The organism is Streptomyces sp. NPDC094032, assembly GCF_040303965.1.
Lineage (GTDB): Bacteria > Actinomycetota > Actinomycetes > Streptomycetales > Streptomycetaceae > Streptomyces.
On the sequence record NZ_JBEOUE010000003.1, the window covers coordinates 319,520 to 339,477 of the forward strand.

Annotated in this window: 17 protein-coding genes, 1 tRNA gene and 1 pseudogene; 11 read left to right on the forward strand and 8 right to left on the reverse strand. The window is 69.7% G+C overall.

Annotated features, from left to right (window positions below):
• Positions 1-157: 157 nt before the first annotated feature.
• The 6 genes from rsmG to rpmH form a co-directional block, all read right to left on the reverse strand.
• Entirely contained in the window at positions 158-877 is a 720-nt protein-coding gene (gene rsmG, locus ABTZ54_RS07815) for a 16S rRNA (guanine(527)-N(7))-methyltransferase RsmG (protein ID WP_351658423.1), read from the reverse strand.
• Between the two features lie 117 nt (positions 878-994).
• Positions 995-1,504, reverse strand: coding sequence for a Jag family protein (locus ABTZ54_RS07820; RefSeq protein WP_351658425.1), 510 nt, complete (start codon positions 1,502-1,504; stop codon positions 995-997).
• A gap of 28 nt (positions 1,505-1,532) precedes the next feature.
• Positions 1,533-2,852 carry a membrane protein insertase YidC gene (gene yidC, locus ABTZ54_RS07825; RefSeq protein ID WP_351658426.1) on the reverse strand — a complete coding sequence of 440 codons (1,320 nt, stop codon included), beginning with the start codon at positions 2,850-2,852 and terminating at the stop codon, positions 1,533-1,535.
• 3 nt (positions 2,853-2,855) lie between these two features.
• Positions 2,856-3,182, reverse strand: a complete 327-nt coding sequence (gene yidD / locus ABTZ54_RS07830; protein WP_351658428.1) for a membrane protein insertion efficiency factor YidD — start codon at positions 3,180-3,182, stop codon at positions 2,856-2,858.
• On the reverse strand, positions 3,179-3,550 hold the full coding sequence (gene rnpA, locus ABTZ54_RS07835; protein ID WP_329422186.1) for a ribonuclease P protein component: 372 nt from the start codon (positions 3,548-3,550) through the stop codon (positions 3,179-3,181). Before rnpA ends, yidD begins: the two co-directional genes overlap by 4 nt.
• Positions 3,551-3,571: 21 nt before the next feature.
• Positions 3,572-3,709 carry a 50S ribosomal protein L34 gene (gene rpmH / locus ABTZ54_RS07840; RefSeq protein WP_046908686.1) on the reverse strand — a complete coding sequence of 46 codons (138 nt, stop codon included), beginning with the start codon at positions 3,707-3,709 and terminating at the stop codon, positions 3,572-3,574.
• A 380-nt stretch (positions 3,710-4,089) separates the two neighbouring features.
• On the opposite strand from rpmH, the gene dnaA reads away from it, so the two are divergent.
• The 11 genes from dnaA to ABTZ54_RS07895 all read left to right on the forward strand — a co-directional run bounded on the left by dnaA (position 4,090) and on the right by ABTZ54_RS07895 (position 18,238).
• Positions 4,090-5,898, forward strand: coding sequence for a chromosomal replication initiator protein DnaA (gene dnaA, locus ABTZ54_RS07845; RefSeq protein WP_351658431.1), 1,809 nt, complete (start codon positions 4,090-4,092; stop codon positions 5,896-5,898).
• 840 nt (positions 5,899-6,738) lie between these two features.
• Complete coding sequence (gene dnaN / locus ABTZ54_RS07850) at positions 6,739-7,869, forward strand: DNA polymerase III subunit beta (protein WP_041130169.1); 1,131 nt, start codon at positions 6,739-6,741, stop codon at positions 7,867-7,869.
• Positions 7,870-7,945: 76 nt separating this feature from the next.
• Complete coding sequence (gnd, locus tag ABTZ54_RS07855) at positions 7,946-8,827, forward strand: phosphogluconate dehydrogenase (NAD(+)-dependent, decarboxylating) (RefSeq protein ID WP_502997204.1); 882 nt, start codon at positions 7,946-7,948, stop codon at positions 8,825-8,827.
• 59 nt (positions 8,828-8,886) lie between these two features.
• Positions 8,887-10,008, forward strand: a complete 1,122-nt coding sequence (gene recF, locus ABTZ54_RS07860; protein WP_351658436.1) for a DNA replication/repair protein RecF — start codon at positions 8,887-8,889, stop codon at positions 10,006-10,008.
• A 14-nt stretch (positions 10,009-10,022) separates the two neighbouring features.
• Positions 10,023-10,577: a DciA family protein gene (locus tag ABTZ54_RS07865; RefSeq protein WP_351658438.1), complete on the forward strand. Its 555-nt coding sequence runs from the start codon at positions 10,023-10,025 to the stop codon at positions 10,575-10,577.
• A 359-nt stretch (positions 10,578-10,936) separates the two neighbouring features.
• Positions 10,937-12,967 (forward strand): DNA topoisomerase (ATP-hydrolyzing) subunit B, encoded by a 2,031-nt coding sequence (gene gyrB, locus ABTZ54_RS07870; protein ID WP_351658440.1) that lies wholly within the window; start codon positions 10,937-10,939, stop codon positions 12,965-12,967.
• Between the two features lie 41 nt (positions 12,968-13,008).
• Positions 13,009-15,606: a DNA gyrase subunit A gene (gene gyrA / locus ABTZ54_RS07875; protein ID WP_351658442.1), complete on the forward strand. Its 2,598-nt coding sequence runs from the start codon at positions 13,009-13,011 to the stop codon at positions 15,604-15,606.
• 3 nt (positions 15,607-15,609) lie between these two features.
• Entirely contained in the window at positions 15,610-16,305 is a 696-nt protein-coding gene (locus tag ABTZ54_RS07880) for a DUF3566 domain-containing protein (RefSeq protein ID WP_351658444.1), read from the forward strand.
• 99 nt (positions 16,306-16,404) lie between these two features.
• Positions 16,405-16,478: transfer RNA gene (locus ABTZ54_RS07885), tRNA-Ile, on the forward strand.
• A gap of 145 nt (positions 16,479-16,623) precedes the next feature.
• Positions 16,624-16,758 carry a DLW-39 family protein gene (locus ABTZ54_RS07890; protein WP_003958712.1) on the forward strand — a complete coding sequence of 45 codons (135 nt, stop codon included), beginning with the start codon at positions 16,624-16,626 and terminating at the stop codon, positions 16,756-16,758.
• 247 nt (positions 16,759-17,005) lie between these two features.
• The gene (locus tag ABTZ54_RS07895; protein WP_351658446.1) at positions 17,006-18,238 is read left to right on the forward strand and encodes a hypothetical protein; all 1,233 of its coding nucleotides are present in this window, start codon (positions 17,006-17,008) and stop codon (positions 18,236-18,238) included.
• A 52-nt stretch (positions 18,239-18,290) separates the two neighbouring features.
• On the opposite strand, the pseudogene ABTZ54_RS07900 reads toward ABTZ54_RS07895, so the two are convergent.
• Both ABTZ54_RS07900 and ABTZ54_RS07905 read right to left on the reverse strand, forming a co-directional pair.
• Positions 18,291-19,256: pseudogene (locus ABTZ54_RS07900) on the reverse strand (serine/threonine-protein kinase); the annotation flags it as partial.
• 31 nt (positions 19,257-19,287) lie between these two features.
• Positions 19,288-19,836, reverse strand: a complete 549-nt coding sequence (locus ABTZ54_RS07905) for a helix-turn-helix domain-containing protein (RefSeq protein WP_351658450.1) — start codon at positions 19,834-19,836, stop codon at positions 19,288-19,290.
• Positions 19,837-19,958 lie beyond the last annotated feature (122 nt).

Genomic DNA, 19,958 nt, shown 5'->3' on the forward strand with positions numbered 1-19,958 from the left:
GTCCCAGGGCGTGGCAGCCGCGCGGCCGCGGCTGATGATCCCCTGCAGCAGTGAGCGACGTTTCACGTGAAACACGATGCACGCGCCGCAGGGCAGGGGCCGCTCGACACTCCGAAATCTGTATGTATCGCAGCTTGTACGGATCAGTAGGCAGGGGTCAGCGGCCGCCGCGGCGGGGCCGACTGGCCCTGGCCGCCTTGGCGCGCTTGGCCGCGAACCTCACACCGCCCGGGCTCTCGCCGACCTCGACCCGCACGACCGTGGACAGCGGATCGACGATTCCCTCGCCCACGTGCAGGACCGAGGTGCCCACCACGCCCAGCTTGGACAGGGCGGCGCGGGCGCCGCTGATCTCCTCCTCCGCCGTGTCGCCCTTGAGCGCGAGCATCTCGCCGTAGGGCCGCAGCAGCGGAACGCCCCAGCCGGCCAGCCGGTCGAGCGGCGCGACGGCGCGGGCGGTGACCACGTGGACCGGTGCCAGCTTGCCCAGCACCTCCTCGGCGCGGCCACGGACCACCGTCACGTGGTCCAGGCCGAGCAGCTCGACGACCTCCTGGAGGAAGTTCGTCCGGCGCAGCAGCGGCTCAAGGAGCGTGATCTTCAGATCCGGGCGTACCAGCGCCAGCGGGATGCCGGGCAGGCCGGCTCCGGAGCCGACGTCGCACACCGTGACGCCCTCGGGGACGACCTCGGAGAGCACGGCGCAGTTCAGGATGTGGCGCTCCCACAGCCGGGGAACCTCACGGGGGCCGATCAGGCCGCGCTTGACTCCGGCGTCCGCGAGGAGCTCCGCGTAGCGCACCGCCTCCGGGAAGTACTCGCCGAAGACCGTCCGCGCCTGCTCGGGCGCCTGGGGAAGCTCCGCTGCCTCCGTCACGGGGAACCGTCCTTCCGTACCGCACGCATGACGTGCGAGCGCACTGTGTGGCTGACTATCAGGCTGACAAAATTCGGCCCCGCCTGCGAACAGACGGGGCCGACACTACGAGAGGGTTCAGGCAGGGAGCACGACGACGAAGCGCTGCGGCTCCTCGCCCTCGGACTCGCTGCGCAGCCCGGCGGCGGCGACCGCGTCGTGCACGACCTTGCGCTCGAACGGCGTCATCGGGTCCAGCTTGACCGGCTGGCCGCTGGACTTGACCTCGTCGGCGGCCTTGGCACCGATCTGCGCGAGCTCGGAGCGCTTCTGGGCCCGGAAACCGGCGATGTCGAGCATCAGACGGCTGCGGTCACCGGTCTCCCGGTGCACGGCCAGCCGGGTGAGCTCCTGAAGGGCCTCCAGCACCTCACCGTCACGGCCGACCAGCTTCTGCAGGTCACGGCCGTTCGAGTCACTGATGATCGAGACCGAGGCGCGGTCCGCCTCGACGTCCATGTCGATGTCACCGTCGAGGTCGGCGATGTCGAGCAGGCCTTCGAGGTAGTCGGCCGCGATCTCACCCTCCTGCTCCAGGCGGGTCAGGGTGTCGCCACCCTCGGCGGCGGAGGTGGTGCCTTCCGTCACGGATGGACTCCTTCTGCTTCGTGGAGGCTTACTTCTTGGAGGAGGGGTGCTTGGGCCGCTGCTGGCCCTTGGGCTTGCGGGAGCCGCCGGAGTTGGCCCGCTGCCGCGTCGGCTTGTCGCCCGCGTCCTGGGTCCCGGCCTTGCTGCCCTTCGCCTCGGACTGCGGCTTCTTCTCCAGCGAGGGAGCCGCCTTCTCGTCGGCGGCACCGGAGTCGTCGGACTCCTCGGACTCCGGGGCCGAGTCCTCGGCCTCCTTCGCCGGGGTCTGACCGCCGCCGGACTGGCGCTGGGCCTTGGTCTGGCGCTTGGGCTGCTGGCGCCGGGTGGCGGCACCGCCCTCGGCCTCGGCGGCCGCGGTGTCGCTCTTGAGCACGGTGCCGTCGGTCTGGGCGGCGAAGCCGGCCTTGGCCAGGCCCGCGAAGAAGCGGCGCTCGTTCTCGTTGCGGTCGCTGCCCTTGGCGACGATCGCCTTGACGATGTTCTTCCGCCGGCGGCCGCGGACCTCACCGTGGTGCGTGACGCCCTTGAGCAGTCGCTGCAGGTAGGCGTCCTGGGCCTTGCTGCCCGGCGTCGGGTTCTGGTTGATCACGTACATCTGCTGGCCCATGGTCCACACGTTGGTGGTCAGCCAGTAGACGAGGACACCGACGGGGAAGTTGATGCCCATGACCGCGAAGATCAGCGGGAAGATGTACATGAGCATCTTCTGCTGCTGCATGTACGGGGTCTTCACCGAGAGGTCGACGTTCTTCATCATCAGCTGGCGCTGGGTGAAGAACTGCGAGGCCGACATCAGGATGATCATGACCGCGGTGACGATGCGGACATCGGTCAGCGAGGCGTTGAGGGCGGCGACCTTCTCGGCGCTGTCCGTGAACTTGGCGGCCAGCGGGGCACCGAAGATGTGGGCCTGCCGGGCGCTCTCGAGCAGCGGCTGGTCGATGACGCCGATCGTCTTGCCCGAGGCGATCGCGGAGAGCACGTGGTACAGCGCGAAGAAGAACGGCGACTGGGCCAGGATGGGAAGGCACGAGGAGAGCGGGTTGGTACCCGTCTCCTTGTACAGCTTCATCATCTCTTCGGACTGACGCTGCTTGTCGCTCTTGTAGCGCTCCTGGATCGCCTTCATCTTCGGCTGGAGCGCCTGCATGTTCCGCGTCGACTTGATCTGCTTCACGAAGAGCGGGATCAGGCAGATACGGATCAGCACCACGAGGGACACGATGGACAGACCCCAGGCCCAGCCCGTGTCAGGGCCGAAGATCGCCCCGTACATGCTGTGGAACTGGACGATCACCCATGAGACAGGTGTGGTGATGAAGCTGAACAGACTGGCAATCGTGTCCACTAATCAGGCTCCTTGAGCATTGGGCGAGGTCTCTCCGACCGGGCTCGTCTCGGCGGAGAACCCGCCCTTGTCCCCGCGCAGGGCGGAGCGCAGCATCTCGTGCCAGCGCGGCCGCTTGCGCGGAGGAACATGGTCCACGCCGCCGGGCGACCACGGATTGCACCGCAGGATGCGCCAGGCGGTCAGGGCTGTGCCCTTGATCGCGCCATGCCGGTCGATGGCCGTGAATCCGTAGTGGGAACACGACGGGTAGTACCGGCAGACGGGTCCCAGAAGCGGGCTGATCGTCCACTGGTACAGCTTGATGAGGGCCAGCAGCGGGTACTTCATCGCGTGCCCCCTCCCAGCAGCCGCTGAAGGGCGGCGTCCAGGTCTCGGGCCAGCTGTGCATGATCGGCGTCGCCGGCTCCGGGCAACGCCCGTACCACCACCAGGCTACCGGGGGGCAGCTCGGTGAGTCGTTCGCGCACGAGATGGCGCAGACGACGCTTCACCTGATTGCGGACGACCGCTCCACCAACGGCTTTGCTCACGACGAAACCCGCACGCGTCGGGGGAGCGCTCTCCCCAGGCGCGTGCGGGTCCGTTGCACCGCTGTGTAGATGGACGACGAGGCACGGGCGTCCAGCCCGGCGCCCTCGGCGTACCGCGGTCGCGAAGTCCTCGCGCCGCCTCAGCCGATTCTCGGTAGGCAGCACGTCATGACCTGTTTAGACAGATCAGGCGGACAGCTCAGCGCGACCCTTGGCACGGCGGTTCGCCAGGATGGCGCGGCCGGCACGGGTGCGCATGCGCAGGCGGAAGCCGTGGGTCTTCGCGCGACGACGGTTGTTCGGCTGGAAGGTGCGCTTGCTCACTCGGGGGCTCCAGAAATGATTCGTTGGTGGCGGGACATCGCCTGGCTGTCACCGTGCGCCCACGAGAAGCTCGCAATACGCCCGAGTGCACCGCTTCGCGACCACGTAAAGTGATCTTCGCCCATCGGAGGCAGGCGGCAGCAGCCATCGACAACTCGACCTGGTTACGGTACGCGCGACTACGCCATCCGGTCAAACCGGCCGGTCACCGACCCCCATTGTGCACAGGCTGTGGACAACAACTTGAACCACGTCAGCCGCCCCGACTACCGTGGCTGGACTCCGTAGTCTTTTCCGTTCTGTCCTTACCTGTCCTTCAGGACTTCGACCAACCGTCCCGAGAACCACACATTCGTGGGACCTGCGAGGAAGCGTGCCCCGTGGCTGACGTACCTGCCGATCTTGCCGCAGTGTGGCCGCGCGTGCTGGAACAGCTCCTCGGCGAAGGCCAGCAGGGCATCGAGACCAAGGACAAGCAGTGGATCGAGCGGTGCCAGCCGCTCGCCCTGGTGGCCGACACCGCCCTGCTCGCGGTCCCCAACGAGTACGGCAAGCAGGTCCTGGAGGGCCGGCTCGCCCCGCTCATCAGCGAGGCGCTCAGCCACGCCTGCGGGCGCCCGATCCGGATCGCGATCACCGTCGACGACTCGGTCGGCGAGCCGACCCCGCCCGCGCCGCCGGTCCGGCAGACGCCGCACCCCCAGCCGCCGCAGCGCTACGACGAGCGCCCGCCGGCGGAGCCGTACGGAAAGTACGAGAAGTACGAGAAGTACGACGAGTACGGGCGTCCGCTGCCGGACGACGGTCTGCCGACCGCCCGGCCCGCCTACCCCGAGTACCAGCAGCAGCGCCCCGAGCCCGGGTCCTGGCCGCGCGCCCAGGAGGACGTGTCCTGGCAGCAGCAGCGGCTCGGCGGCTTCCAGGAGCGCGACCCCTACGCCTCGCCCCGGCCCCAGCAGCCGCGGTACGACGAGCGGCCTCCGGCGTACGAGCAGCCGCAGCGGCCCGACCGCGGTGAGCTGCCCGAGCCGCAGCGGCCGGGCGGCGGTCCCGGTCCGCGCCCGGGCGGCCCCGTCCCCGGGCCGATGGGCTCCGGTCCCACCGGCGGTCCCGCCATGGGCGGCTCCTCCTCCGGGCAGGGCGCGCCGGGCGAGCAGCACGCGCGGCTGAACCCCAAGTACCTGTTCGATACCTTCGTCATCGGTTCCTCGAACCGCTTCGCGCACGCGGCCGCGGTCGCGGTGGCCGAGGCGCCGGCGAAGGCGTACAACCCCCTCTTCATCTACGGCGAGTCGGGGCTCGGCAAGACCCATCTGCTGCACGCGATCGGTCACTACGCCCGCAGCCTCTACCCGGGCACGCGGGTGCGGTACGTGAGCTCGGAGGAGTTCACCAACGAGTTCATCAACTCGATCCGCGACGGCAAGGGCGACACCTTCCGCAAGCGCTACCGCGATGTGGACATCCTGCTGGTCGACGACATCCAGTTCCTCGCGAGCAAGGAGTCGACGCAGGAGGAGTTCTTCCACACCTTCAACACGCTCCACAACGCCAACAAGCAGATCGTGCTCTCCTCGGACCGGCCGCCCAAGCAGCTGGTGACCCTGGAGGACCGGCTCCGCAACCGCTTCGAGTGGGGTCTGACCACCGATGTGCAGCCGCCGGAGCTGGAGACGCGGATCGCGATCCTGCGCAAGAAGGCGGTGCAGGAGCAGCTGAACGCCCCGCCGGAGGTGCTGGAGTTCATCGCCTCCCGGATCTCGCGGAACATCCGTGAGCTGGAGGGCGCGCTGATCCGGGTGACGGCCTTCGCGAGCCTCAACCGGCAGCCGGTGGACCTCGGGCTGACCGAGATCGTCCTCAAGGACCTGATCCCCGGCGGCGAGGACTCGGCGCCGGAGATCACCGCGGGCGCGATCATGGCGGCGACGGCGGACTACTTCGGTCTGACGGTGGAGGACCTGTGCGGCTCCTCGCGCAGCCGCGTGCTGGTGACGGCCCGGCAGATCGCCATGTACCTGTGCCGGGAGCTCACGGACCTGTCGCTGCCGAAGATCGGTGCGCAGTTCGGCGGCCGTGACCACACCACGGTCATGCACGCCGACCGCAAGATCCGGGCGCTGATGGCCGAGCGGCGCTCCATCTACAACCAGGTCACCGAGCTGACCAACCGCATCAAGAACGGCTGAGACGCCGCCGCGGACCCTTCGAAGGGCGCCCCAGGGACACCTCCCGGGGCGCCCTTCGGCGTTGTCCGGCCGGTGCGCGGGCTACGCGCGGTCGGTGTCCACACCTGTGTACGGGCCCCCGCTGTTCGATTACTCCGTTCCGGTGGCGGGTTCTCCACAGATTGAGGGATGATCTTCCGTCCACAGGGTGGGGACTACGAAGTTATCCGCACTGCATCCACAGGAGGGACGGCTGACAGCTCATCACACCAGGTCAGGCGCCTGTGGAATTGTTGGCAAACGATCTCCACAGCCTGTGGATAAAAATTTCGTCCACAGGGGGCCCGCTGAGTTGTCCACCGGCCACCCACAGGGTCCGGGCGGTTGCCCACAGCTTCTCCACACCGCTGTCCACTGTTCGGCAACGAAACACCCCCGCTCACCGCACCGAGTGAAAGCGGTCACACCAAGGGAGACGTTTGGGCTGTGGGGAACCTGGGGAAAGCTGGGGACAGCACTGGGGAGAACTACCCCTGCCCTGTGAATCAGGTGTGCAGAACTTTCGCGTGTCCACAGAACAGCCCGGTTTTCCACGGGCTTCACCCACAGGGTCGGTGGACAAAAAACCGGCGCTGACCTGCGCGAACAGCGTTATCCACGGTTTCCACAGCCCCTACTACTACTGCCACTGAGAGTTAGCTAGGAATCCGCTTCGAAGCGGGGCCTGTGCACAACTCGAGCCCGGAGCCTCGACTCGCTCTCGTCGCGACTTGACCCCGAGCCGCACCGAGTGTCGGCGGCGTACGTCAGACTGGTTCCCGCAGTCGACGAAGAGCCAGCAACAAGCAGGAGGCGGTTCCGGTGAAGATCCGGGTGGAGCGCGATGTACTCGCGGAGGCGGTGGCGTGGGTGGCCCGCAGCCTGCCGGCCCGCCCGCCGGCTCCCGTCCTCGCGGGCCTTCTGCTGAAGGCCGAGGACGGCGCGCTGAGCTTCTCCAGCTTCGACTACGAGGTCTCGGCCCGGGTCTCCGTCGAGGCCGAGGTCGAGGAGGACGGCACCGTCCTGGTCTCCGGCCGCCTGCTCGCCGACATCTGCCGCGCCCTCCCCAACCGTCCGGTGGAGATCTCCACAGACGGTGTACGGGCGACCGTGGTCTGCGGCTCCTCCCGCTTCACCCTCCACACCCTGCCGGTGGAGGAGTACCCGGCGCTGCCGGAGATGCCCACCGCGACCGGCACCGTCCCCGGTGAGGTCTTCGCCTCCGCCGCCGCCCAGGTGGCCATCGCCGCCGGCCGCGACGACACGCTGCCCGTGCTCACCGGTGTGCGCATCGAGATCGAGGGCGACACCGTCACCCTGGCCTCCACCGACCGCTACCGCTTCGCCGTCCGCGAGTTCCTGTGGAAGCCGGAGTCCCCGGACGCCTCCGCGGTCGCCCTGGTGCCCGCGAAGACCCTGCTGGACACCGCCAAGGCCCTGACCAGCGGCGACACGGTCACCCTGGCGCTCTCCGGCTCCGGCAAGGGCGAGGGCCTCATCGGCTTCGAGGGCGCGGGCCGCCGCACCACCACCCGACTGCTCGAAGGCGACCTGCCGAAGTACCGGACGCTCTTCCCCACCGAGTTCAACTCGGTCGCGGTGATCGAGACCGCCCCCTTCGTCGAGGCCGTCAAGCGCGTGGCCCTGGTGGCCGAGCGCAACACCCCGGTCCGGCTCAGCTTCGAGCAGGGCGTGCTCATCCTGGAGGCCGGCTCCAGCGACGACGCACAGGCTGTGGAGCGGGTCGACGCGCAGCTGGACGGCGACGACATCTCGATCGCCTTCAACCCGACCTTCCTGCTGGACGGCCTGAGCGCGATCGACTCCCCGGTCGCCCAGCTCTCCTTCACGACCTCCACGAAGCCGGCGCTGCTGAGCGGCAAGCCGGCGCTCGACGCGGAGGCGGACGAGGCCTACAAGTACCTGATCATGCCGGTACGCCTGAGCGGCTGACCCCACAGGTGTGCACCCGCGTCCGGGCGTAGGCTCGGACGCGGGTACGAACCGCACACGACGCTTAAGGAATCATCTGATGGAGCTCGGTCTCGTCGGTCTCGGCAAGATGGGCGGCAACATGCGCGAGCGCATCCGCCGCGCAGGCCACACCGTCATCGGGTACGACCGCAACCCGGACCTCGCCGATGTCCACAGCCTCGAAGAGCTTGTGGGCAAGCTCAAGGGTCCGCGCGTCGTGTGGGTCATGGTCCCGGCGGGTGCCGCGACCCAGTCCACCATCGACGAGCTCGCCCAGCTGCTCTCCCCCGGCGACATCGTCGTGGACGGCGGCAACTCCCGCTGGACCGACGACGAGAAGCACGCCGAGGAGCTGGCGGCCAAGGGCATCGGCTTCGTCGACTGCGGTGTCTCCGGCGGCGTCTGGGGCCTGGAGAACGGCTACGCGCTGATGTACGGCGGCGACGCCGAGAACGTGGCCCGGGTGCAGCCGATCTTCGACGCGCTCAAGCCCGAGGGCGAGTTCGGCTCCGTGCACGCCGGCAAGGTCGGCGCCGGCCACTTCGCGAAGATGGTCCACAACGGCATCGAGTACGCGATGATGCAGGCCTACGCCGAGGGCTGGGAGCTCCTGGAGAAGGTCGACTCCGTCACCGACGTGCGCGAGGTCTTCCGCTCCTGGCAGGAGGGCACGGTCATCCGTTCCTGGCTGCTGGACCTCGCGGTCAACGCCCTCGACGAGGACGAGCACCTGGACAAGCTGCGCGGCTACGCGTCGGACTCCGGCGAGGGCCGGTGGACCGTCGAGGCCGCCATCGACAACGCCGTGCCGCTGCCGGCGATCACCGCGTCGCTCTTCGCGCGGTTCGCCTCGCGTCAGGACGACTCCCCGCAGATGAAGATGATCGCCGCGCTGCGCAACCAGTTCGGTGGCCACGCGGTCGAGACGAAGAAGTAATCCACAGGCTGTGCACCCCGCGGTGCACAGCCGCCGGGGGAAGAAGGTCGGCGCCCACCATGCACGTCACGCATCTGTCGCTGGCCGACTTCCGCTCGTACGCCCGGGTCGAGGTCCCGCTCGACCCGGGCGTCACCGCTTTCGTGGGGGCGAACGGCCAGGGCAAGACCAATCTCGTCGAGGCGGTCGGCTATCTCGCCACCCTCGGCAGCCACCGGGTCGCCTCCGACGCCCCGCTGGTGCGGATGGGCGCGGAGCGGGCGGTCATCCGGGCCGCCGTCACCAAGGGCGAGCGCTCCCAGCTGGTCGAGCTCGAACTCAACCCGGGCCGTGCGAACCGTGCCCGTATCAACAGGTCCTCGCAGGTCAGGCCCCGTGATGTGCTGGGGATCGTCCGGACCGTGCTGTTCGCGCCGGAGGACCTGGCGCTGATCAAGGGCGATCCCGGTGAGCGCCGGCGCTTCCTCGACGAGCTGATCACGGCGCGCGCGCCGCGCATGGCGGGCGTGCGCTCGGACTACGAGCGGGTGCTCAAGCAGCGCAACACGCTCCTGAAGTCCGCCGCGATGGCCCGCAGGCACGGCGGGCGCTCCATGGACCTGTCCACGCTCGACGTCTGGGACCAGCACCTGGCCCGCGCGGGCGCCGAGCTGCTCGCCCAGCGGCTCGACCTCATCGGGGTGCTGCGGCCGCTCGCCGACAAGGCGTACGAGCAGCTGGCGCCCGGCGGCGGACCCGTACAGCTGGAGTACAAGCCCTCCGCGCCGGGCTCCGGGCACACCCGCGAGGAGCTGTACGAGCAGGTGATCGCCGCGCTCGCCGAGGTGCGCAAGCAGGAGATCGAGCGGGGCGTGACGCTGGTCGGGCCGCACCGCGACGAGCTCCTCCTCAAGCTGGGCGACCTGCCGGCCAAGGGGTACGCGAGCCATGGCGAGTCCTGGTCGTACGCCCTGGCGCTGCGGCTCGCCTCGTACGACCTGCTGCGCGCGGAGGGCAACGAGCCGGTCCTCGTCCTCGACGACGTCTTCGCCGAGCTGGACGCGCGTCGGCGGGAGCGGCTCGCGGAGCTGGTGGCGCCGGGCGAGCAGGTCCTGGTGACGGCCGCCGTCGACGACGACGTGCCGGGTGTGCTCGCGGGGACGCGGTACGCGGTGTCCGGCGGGATCGTGGAACGGGTGTGAGCGGGGTGAGCGGTGTGAGTGGCGAATCCTCTCCCCAGCCTGTGGACAAGCCGGCGGCGCCGGAGCCTTCGGGCGTCGATCTCGCGCGGGTCGCGCTGCGGGCGGCCAAGGAGCAGGCGAAGGCGCGGGGTGCGGCGGCGCAGCAGAAGAAGCAGGCGCGGCGGGGTGGGGGGCTGCGGTCCGGTGCGCGGGCGGACGGGCGGGATCCGATGGCGCTCGGGGCCGCGATCAATCGGCTGATCACCGAGCGGGGGTGGGAGACGCCCGCGGCGGTCGGTGGGGTGATGGGGCGGTGGCCGCAGATCGTGGGCGAGGACCTGGCGAAGCACTGCGTGCCGCTGAAGTACGACGAGGATCCGGAGGTGCGGGTGCTCACTGTGCAGTGCGATTCGACGGCTTGGGCTACGCAGTTGCGGTTGTTGGCGCCGCGGCTTGTGGCTCGGCTCAATGAGGATCTTGGGCATGGGACTGTGCGGATGATCAAGGTGCTTGGGCCTGGGGGGCCGCGGCGGGGGTACGGGCCGTTGCGGGCGCCCGGGTCCACCGGGCCCGGCGACACGTACGGGTAGCAGGTCCAGGGAGCGCGGGTCCGGGAAGAGGGCGCCGTGCGCGTGGGCGTTGTGCCCACCCGTTCCGCCCCGGGCGGAACGCATGCCCACAACGCGGCGGCGGGGATGCGCCACAACGCGGCGGCCGGGGGTGCCACCCGGCGTCACCGCTCGAAGCGCTAGGTGGCCGCCAGGGGCCTCTGGAGTCCCTCCCCGGATATGGGGAGTCGTCTCGTGCCCGGCGAGGGCGGCACATGAGCATTCAGGTACCGGCAAACCCCCATGAGTGTCAGTGGTACCGGTAGACTGGGAGACAATCCCGCCACCCTGCGGAACATGTCGAACGACGCAGCCGCTCCCGTATGCCCGGAGAACGGCCTGTGCTGTGCCAGAAAGGGCGCTTCGTGGCCGATTCCGGCAACCCCAACGAGAACAACCAGTACACCGCCAGCAACATCCAGGTACTCGAGGGTCTGGATGCGGTGCGCAAGCGCCCCGGCATGTACATCGGCTCGACCGGAGAGCGCGGCCTGCACCACATGGTGCAGGAGGTCGTCGACAACTCGGTCGACGAAGCCCTGGCCGGTCACGCGGACACCATCGACGTGACGATCCTGCCCGACGGCGGCGTGCGCGTCGTCGACAACGGCCGCGGTATCCCCGTCGGCATCGTCGAGTCCGAGGGCAAGCCGGCCGTCGAGGTCGTGCTGACCGTCCTCCACGCGGGCGGCAAGTTCGGCGGCGGCGGCTACGCGGTCTCCGGCGGTCTGCACGGCGTCGGCGTCTCCGTCGTCAACGCCCTCTCCACCAAGGTCTCGGTGGAGATCAAGACCGACGGCCACCGCTGGACGCAGGACTACAAGATGGGCGCCCCGACCGCGCCCCTCGCGCAGCACGAGGCGACCGACGAGCACGGCACCTCGGTGACGTTCTGGTCCGACCCGGACATCTTCGAGACGGTCGAGTACTCCTTCGAGACGCTCTCGCGCCGCTTCCAGGAGATGGCCTTCCTCAACAAGGGCCTGACGATCACGCTCACCGACGAGCGCGAGTCCGCGAAGGCCACGGTCGGCGCCGACGACCCGGACGCCGAGGCGGCCGCCGAGCCCGCCGCCCGCACGGTGAAGTACCACTACGAGGGCGGCATCGTCGACTTCGTGAAGTACCTCAACTCGCGCAAGGGCGAGCTGGTCCACCCCACCGTCATCGACGTCGAGGCCGAGGACAAGGAGCGCACGCTCTCGGTCGAGATCGCGATGCAGTGGAACTCCTCGTACTCCGAGGGCGTGTACTCCTTCGCGAACACGATCCACACCCACGAGGGCGGTACGCACGAGGAGGGCTTCCGCGCGGCGCTGACGACGCTCGTCAACAAGTACGCGCGCGACAAGAAGCTGCTCCGCGAGAAGGACGACAACCTCACGGGCGACGACATCCGCGAGGGTCTGACCGCGATCATCTCGGTCAAGCTGGGCGAGCCGCAGTTCGAGGGCCAGACCAAGACCAAGCTGGGCAACACGGAGGCCAAGACCTTCGTCCAGAAGGTGGTCCACGAGCACCTCACCGACTGGTTCGACCGCAACCCGATCGAGGCCGCGGACATCATCCGCAAGTCGATCCAGGCCGCCACCGCGCGCGTGGCCGCGCGCAAGGCGCGTGACCTGACCCGCCGCAAGGGTCTGCTGGAGTCCGCCTCGCTGCCGGGCAAGCTGTCCGACTGCCAGTCGAACGACCCCACCAAGTGCGAGATCTTCATCGTCGAGGGTGACTCCGCCGGCGGCTCGGCCAAGTCCGGCCGTAACCCGATGTACCAGGCCATCCTGCCGATCCGCGGCAAGATCCTGAACGTCGAGAAGGCCCGGATCGACAAGATCCTGCAGAACACCGAGGTCCAGGCGCTGATCTCCGCCTTCGGCACCGGTGTGCACGAGGACTTCGACATCGAGAAGCTCCGCTATCACAAGATCATCCTGATGGCGGACGCCGACGTCGACGGTCAGCACATCAACACCCTGCTGCTGACCTTCCTCTTCCGCTTCATGCGGCCGCTGGTCGAGGCCGGCCACGTCTACCTCTCCCGCCCGCCGCTCTACAAGATCAAGTGGGGCCGGGACGACTTCGAGTACGCGTACTCGGACCGCGAGCGCGACGCGCTGGTCGAGCTGGGCAAGCAGAACGGCAAGCGGATCAAGGAAGACTCGATCCAGCGCTTCAAGGGTCTCGGCGAGATGAACGCCGAGGAGCTGCGCGTCACCACCATGGACGTCGAGCACCGCGTACTCGGCCAGGTCACCCTGGACGACGCCGCCCAGGCCGACGACCTGTTCTCGGTGCTGATGGGCGAGGACGTCGAGGCGCGGCGCTCGTTCATCCAGCGCAACGCCAAGGACGTTCGCTTCCTCGACATCTGAGTCGGTCTCAGCTGACCGTACGAAAGGACTGACGACCAGCAATGGCCGACGAAAACACCCCGACCGGGACCACCGAAGAAGAGCCGGTCATGCGCATCGAGCCCGTCGGGCTCGAGACCGAGATGCAGCGGTCGTACCTCGACTACGCGATGTCCGTCATCGTGTCCCGCGCGCTGCCCGACGTACGGGACGGCCTCAAGCCCGTGCACCGGCGCGTGCTGTACGCGATGTACGACGGCGGCTACCGGCCCGAGAAGGGCTTCTACAAGTGCGCCCGCGTCGTCGGCGACGTCATGGGTACGTACCACCCGCACGGCGACTCCTCGATCTACGACGCGCTGGTCCGCCTCGCCCAGCCCTGGTCGATGCGGATGCCGCTGGTCGACTCCAACGGCAACTTCGGCTCCCCGGGCAACGACCCGGCCGCCGCCATGCGCTACACCGAGTGCAAGATGGCGCCGCTGTCGATGGAGATGCTCCGCGACATCGACGAGGAGACCGTCGACTTCACGGACAACTACGACGGCCGCAACCAGGAGCCCACGGTCCTCCCGGCCCGGTTCCCGAACCTGCTGGTCAACGGCTCCGCCGGTATCGCCGTCGGTATGGCCACCAACATCCCGCCGCACAACCTGCGCGAGGTCGCGTCCGGCGCCCAGTGGGCGCTGGAGCACCCCGACGCCAGCCACGAGGAGCTCCTCGACGCGCTGATCGAGCGGATCAAGGGCCCCGACTTCCCCACCGGCGCGCTCGTCGTCGGCCGCAAGGGCATCGAGGAGGCGTACCGCACCGGCCGCGGCTCCATCACGATGCGCGCGGTCGTCGAGGTCGAGGAGATCCAGAACCGCCAGTGCCTGGTGGTCACGGAGCTGCCCTACCAGACCAACCCGGACAACCTCGCGCAGAAGATCGCCGACCTGGTGAAGGACGGCAAGATCGGCGGCATCGCCGACGTCCGCGACGAGACCTCGTCCCGGACCGGCCAGCGCCTGGTCATCGTGCTCAAGCGCGACGCCGTCGCCAAGGTCGTCCTCAACAACCTGTACAAGCACACCGACCTCCAGACGAACTTCGGCGCCAACATGCTGGCGCTCGTCGACGGCGTGCCGCGCACCCTCTCGCTGGACGCGTTCATCCGCCACTGGGTGACGCACCAGATCGAGGTCATCGTCCGCCGGACGAAGTTCCGGCTGCGCAAGGCCGAGGAGCGCGCCCACATCCTGCGCGGTCTCCTCAAGGCGCTCGACGCGATCGACGAGGTCATCGCGCTGATCCGCCGCAGCGACACCGTCGAGGTCGCGCGTACGGGCCTGATGGGCCTGCTCCAGATCGACGACATCCAGGCCAACGCCATCCTGGAGATGCAGCTCCGCCGGCTCGCCGCCCTGGAGCGCCAGAAGATCGTCGCCGAGCACGACGAGCTCCAGGCGAAGATCGACGAGTACAACGCGATCCTGGCCTCCCCGGAGCGCCAGCGGGCGATCGTCAGCGAGGAGCTGGCCGCGCTCGTCGACAAGTTCGGCGACGACCGCCGCTCCAAGCTGGTGCCCTTCGACGGCGACATGTCCATCGAGGACCTGATCGCCGAGGAGGACATCGTCGTCACCATCACGCGTGGCGGCTATGTGAAGCGCACCAAGACCGAGGACTACCGGTCGCAGAAGCGCGGCGGCAAGGGCGTGCGGGGCACGAAGCTGAAGCAGGACGACATCGTCGACCACTTCTTCGTCTCCACCACCCACCACTGGCTGCTCTTCTTCACCAACAAGGGCCGGGTCTACCGCGCCAAGGCGTACGAGCTGCCGGACGCCGGCCGGGACGCCCGCGGCCAGCACGTGGCCAACCTGCTGGCCTTCCAGCCGGACGAGCAGATCGCGCAGATCCTGGCGATCCGCGACTACGAGGCCGCGCCGTACCTGGTGCTCGCCACCAAGGCCGGCCTGGTGAAGAAGACCGCGCTGAAGGACTACGACTCGCCGCGCTCCGGCGGTGTCATCGCGATCAACCTCCGGGAGACCGCGGACGGCGGCGACGACGAGCTGATCGGCGCCGAGCTGGTCTCGTCCGAGGACGATCTGCTGCTCGTCAGCAAGAAGGCGCAGTCGATCCGCTTCACCGCCACCGACGACGCGCTGCGCCCGATGGGACGCGCGACTTCGGGTGTCAAGGGGATGAGTTTCCGCGAGGACGACGAGCTTCTCTCGATGAATGTCGTCCGGCCCGGTACGTTCGTCTTCACCGCGACCGACGGTGGCTACGCCAAGCGCACCCCGGTCGACGAGTACCGCGTCCAGGGTCGTGGCGGCCTCGGCATCAAGGCCGCCAAGATCGTGGAGGACCGCGGGTCGCTCGTGGGCGCGCTGGTGGTCGAGGAGACCGACGAGATCCTCGCCATCACGCTGTCCGGCGGTGTGATTCGTACGCGAGTCAATGAAGTCAGGGAGACCGGCCGTGACACGATGGGCGTCCAGCTGATCAACCTGGGCAAGCGGGATGCCGTCGTGGGCATCGCGCGCAACGCCGAGGCCGGCGGCGAGGACGAGGACGTCGACGCCGACGCGGTCGAGGGCGCCGAAGCGGTCGAGTCGGTCGAGGCGGTCGAGGGCACGGAGCCCGCGACCGGGGAGCACGAGGAGTAGAGCGTGAGTGGAGCCACGGGCGCCGGTTCGGCCGACGGCCGGTCCGCAGGATCGAGCGGTGCCCGTGGCTCCGCCACGGACTCCCAGGGTGGGGGCACCCCCGCCGAAGGTAGGGGGATTACGGTGACGGACACCCGAGGGCAGCGTCCCTCGTACGAGACGTACAACGGGCCGCTGCCCGGCGAGCGCGCGGGGGGCCAGGCGCCGCAGGGCGGGCCGTACCACCCGCCGCAGGCCTACGGCGCCCCGGCGGCGCAGGGCGGCACGTCCGGCGGCCAGAACACGGCCGCCGTGCGCAAGCCCCGGACGGGTGCGCGGACCACTCCGCGCACGCGCAAGGCGCGGCTGCGGGTGGCGAAGGCCGACCCGTGGTCGGTGATGAAGGTGAGCTTCCTGCTCTCCATCGCGCTGGGCATCTGCACGGTCGTGGCGGCCGCGGTGCTGTGGATGGTCATGGACGCCATGGGCGTCTTCTCGACCGTCGGCGGCACGATCAGCGAGGCCACCGGCTCCAACGAGTCGAACGGCTTCGACCTGCAGTCCTTCCTGTCGCTGCCGCGGGTGCTGATGTTCACCTCGGTGATCGCCGTGATCGACGTCGTCCTGATGACGGCGCTGGCGACGCTGGGCGCGTTCATCTACAACCTGTCGGCCGGTTTCGTGGGCGGTGTGGAGCTCACGCTCGCCGAGGACGAGTGACCTGCGAGGGGGCCGGTCGGGAACCGATTTTGGGACTGGCCCCCACGTGCGCTAATCTTCAGGAGTCAGCGCGGCGGAACACACACCGCAGAGCGCGGCGGGGCTATAGCTCAGTTGGTTAGAGCGCATCCCTGATAAGGATGAGGCCACAGGTTCAAATCCTGTTAGCCCCACACAGAAGATCGGCCCGGACGGTTCACCCGTCCGGGCCGATTGCTTTGTCGGACACGTTGTCGTCCTAGGTCACTGATCGGTATCGGTCGGTGTGTAGAGTGGGCGTCAGAAGTCTCCTACGTCAACGAAAGACGAGGTCGCGCGGTGAAGAAGCTGCTCCTGGTCGCACTGGCCGCCATCGGCGGGCTCCTCGTGTACCGCCAGATCCAGGCGGATCGCGCCGAGCAGGACCTGTGGACGGAGGCGACCGACTCCGTGCCCGCAGGTTCGGGTGTGTGAGACGCAACAGTCCCTGTGTGCGAGGCCCTGGCCGCTCTGAGCGGCCGGGGCCTCGTGCTGTTCGCGGCAGTGAATGAATCGCTTGCTGTCGCGAACTCCTTGGGTGGTGGCCGGGCGTACGGGCAGGATGGGCCGGCACGGACACGACGAGGGGGCGCGCGTGAACAGGCGACGGGGCGGGGGGCGTACGGCGCAAAGTGCGGGGCGTACGGCGGGAGCGCTGGCCGCGGCGGTCTGCCTGACGGTCGTGTCGCCGGCGGGCGGGGCGTGGGCGTCCGACGACGCCGGCGGGTACGTCTTCGACGAGGGCGCCCGGCCGGTGAAGGGCGCCGTATCCACCCTGGACGCCGCGCGGTTGGAGCCCGGGACGGGCTACCGGGACACCCTCGGGAGGAACGGGAAGCACTACTACCGGGTCGACCTCGACGCCGAACAGAACGCGTACGTTTCGGTGGTGGCCGTCCCCAGAGGCACGGGTAGCGTCGCGTACGGCGACGGGGTCACGGTGAGCATGCAGGACGGCACCAACACCCGGTGCGGCTACCAGGACATCCGCTTCGGACCCGCCGAGTTCGCCCGCCCGCTCACCGCCTACGCCCACCGCACGATCACCCCCGGCTCCTCGGCCTGCCGGCACGCGGGCGCGTACTACGTCCTCGTCGAGCGGGACTCGGCGGCCGGCTCCGACCCCGGCGACTGGGGTCTTGAGATCCGCCTCCTGACCGAACCGGGCGTACGGGGGACCGGCCCGACGGCCCTGCCGGAGAGCCGGCCCTCGGCGACACCCCAGCCGCCCGGGGGAGGGCCGCGGCGGCGCGCGGGCGGGGCCGGGTTCCAGGACGCGGCCTCGCTGGGCCAGGGCGAGTGGCGTACGGACGTCAGGCCGGGCCGTACGGTCTTCTACCGGGTCCCCGTCGACTGGGGCCAGCAGCTCTTCGCCACGGCCGAGCTGGGCAGCAGCCCGGCCTCGGACGCGTACATAGGCAACGCGCTCGTGCTCTCCCTGGAGAACCCCGCCCGCGGCCACGTCGACCGCGACGCGCTGAGCTACGGCGGCGCCCCGGCCACCCTCGCGCTCGGCCCGCAGCGGCCGGTGGCCTACGAGAACCGTTTCTCCTCGAACGACGGGACGAGCGGCATGCGCTTCGCCGGCTGGTACTACCTGTCGGCCACGCTCAACCCGGAGATCGCCAAGGCGTACGGGGACCGGCCGCTGCCGCTGACCCTGCGCGTGAACGTGACCGGCCGGGCCGCTCCCGCGCCCGCGTACGCCGGTCCCGCCGGGCCGTTCACGGTGACCGACGCCGACCGGGACGCGGCCGCCGACGGGCGGAGCGCGCCCGAGGCGGCCCGCGGCGAGCTCCTGCGGCTGGTCGGCCTGGCCGGGATCGGCACCGGGACGGTCCTGCTGCTCGGCCTGGCCGCCTGGTGGCTGCTGGCCCGCCGCGCGGCGGGCGCCGCCGGGGCTACGCCTGGATGAGCGCCCAGATCCCCACGGCGAAGCAGACCAGCGCCGCGAACAGCACCGGGACGGCCACCTTCGGGGGCGGGCCGGGACGGCGGGCGTGCGCGGGCGCGTACGCAGGGGGAGGAGGCGGCGGCAGAGGGAGGCGGGTCGTCTCGGGGCCGTCCGGGCCGAAGCCGATGGGGAGCGGCCCTATCTGATCGAAGATCTCGACGGGCTCGTCCGCGCCCATGGGCGCGGGCAGCAGTTCCATCGCCGCGTGCAGTGCCTTGCGCGCGCCCGTGGCCGTACGGAACCGGGCCTGGGGATCGGGCTGGAGCAGTCCGGCCAGGACCTGCCACAGGGGCTCGGGGATGCCCTGGGGGGCGCCCGGCGTGCCGTGGGCCAGGAAGTGCGCCACGAGGGCCCGGGAGTCCGGCTTGCGGCCCTGGAGCAGATAGAGCGCGACCAGGCCGACGGCGAACAGATCGGCGGAGAAGTCCGGTTCGGCTCCCCGGAGTTGCTCGGGTGCGAAGTAACCCGGCGTGCCCATCACGTAGTCGGTCCCGGTGAGCCGGGGTTCGCCCTTGCGCATCGAGACGCCGAAGTCGGACAGCCGCAGGTGCGGCCGTCCGGCTCCGGTGGCGTCCAGCAGGATGTTGGCGGGCTTGATGTCACGGTGCACGACCCCCTCCGCGTGCACCGCCGCGAGCCCGGCCAGCAGCTGGTCGAGCAGGACGCACACGAAGCGGGGCGGCAGGGCGCCGTAGTCCCCTATGACGTGGGCCAGCGAGCCGCCCGCCACGAGGTCCATCGTGAAGAGGACCTTGTCGTCGTCCGCGGCCCAGCTGGCCGGGGCGAGGACGTGCGGGTGGTCGATCCTGAGCGCCTGCTCGCGGACGAAGCGCAGGAGGGTGTGGGCGTCGCTCTGCTGGAGCACCTTGGCCGCCACGTAACGGCGCCGCCGGTGGTCCCACGCGCGCCAGACCGCGCCGACCCCGCCGCGTCCGACCGGGTCGATCAGCTCGTACCGGCCGGCGAAGACCTCCCCCATCGCGCCGCGCCCGCCCCCCTGCCGTCCGGCGTCAGTTCTGGTGCGCCTCGTAGTGCGCGACCGCGTCCGCGGTGCGCCCGGCGCCGTACACCCGGAGGAACTCTGCCAGTTCGGGGTGGGCCGGGGCGAGGGAGTCCGCCGCGTCGATGATGTCGCCGGCCGCGGAGACCGAGCGGAGCAGCGACTGGATCTCGCGGACCACCCGGCGCACGGTCGGCGCCCCCGCGCCGGTCGTGGCCTGGCCGCCGGCGGTCAGGACGGAACCGCCCTGGGACTTCTTGATCTCGTCCATCCGGTCGGTGGCCTCGGCGGCGCTGACGCTGCCGTCGGCGACCTGGCCGGCGAGCTCCTGGAGGGCCTGGACGCGCTGCACGACGGCGGGGTTGCCGATCTTGGCCCGCTGGCCGCTCATCAGTTGGGAGAGCATGGGTGCCGACAGACCGAGCACGGCCGCGAGCCTGGCCTGATTCAGCCCGAGATCGTCGATCAGACGACGGAAGAGCGCCCCCAGCGGCTCCCCGTACCAACTGCGCTGAAGCTCCCGGGCTCTGGCCGTGGCTTCCTGCTGCGCTGTATCCATTACTTCTCCCCATCCCTGCGGTTCGCCACTGCGAACCTCGATCAGCATCTTACGGAGCGTGGTCGCCGACGGGGAGTCCCAATCCTTTTGCGGGATACGGGGGGTGACCCGGTACTCTGTTG

What these genes read in the sequence shown, in the direction of transcription:
- yidD (WP_351658428.1), bottom strand. Translation starts at nt 3,182, where the DNA reads ATGAAGTACCCGCTGCTGGCCCTCATCAAGCTGTACCAGTGGACGATC.
- recF (WP_351658436.1), top strand. Translation starts at nt 8,887, where the DNA reads ATGCACGTCACGCATCTGTCGCTGGCCGACTTCCGCTCGTACGCCCGG.
- gyrA (WP_351658442.1), top strand. Translation starts at nt 13,009, where the DNA reads ATGGCCGACGAAAACACCCCGACCGGGACCACCGAAGAAGAGCCGGTC.
- ABTZ54_RS07905 (WP_351658450.1), bottom strand. Translation starts at nt 19,836, where the DNA reads ATGGATACAGCGCAGCAGGAAGCCACGGCCAGAGCCCGGGAGCTTCAG.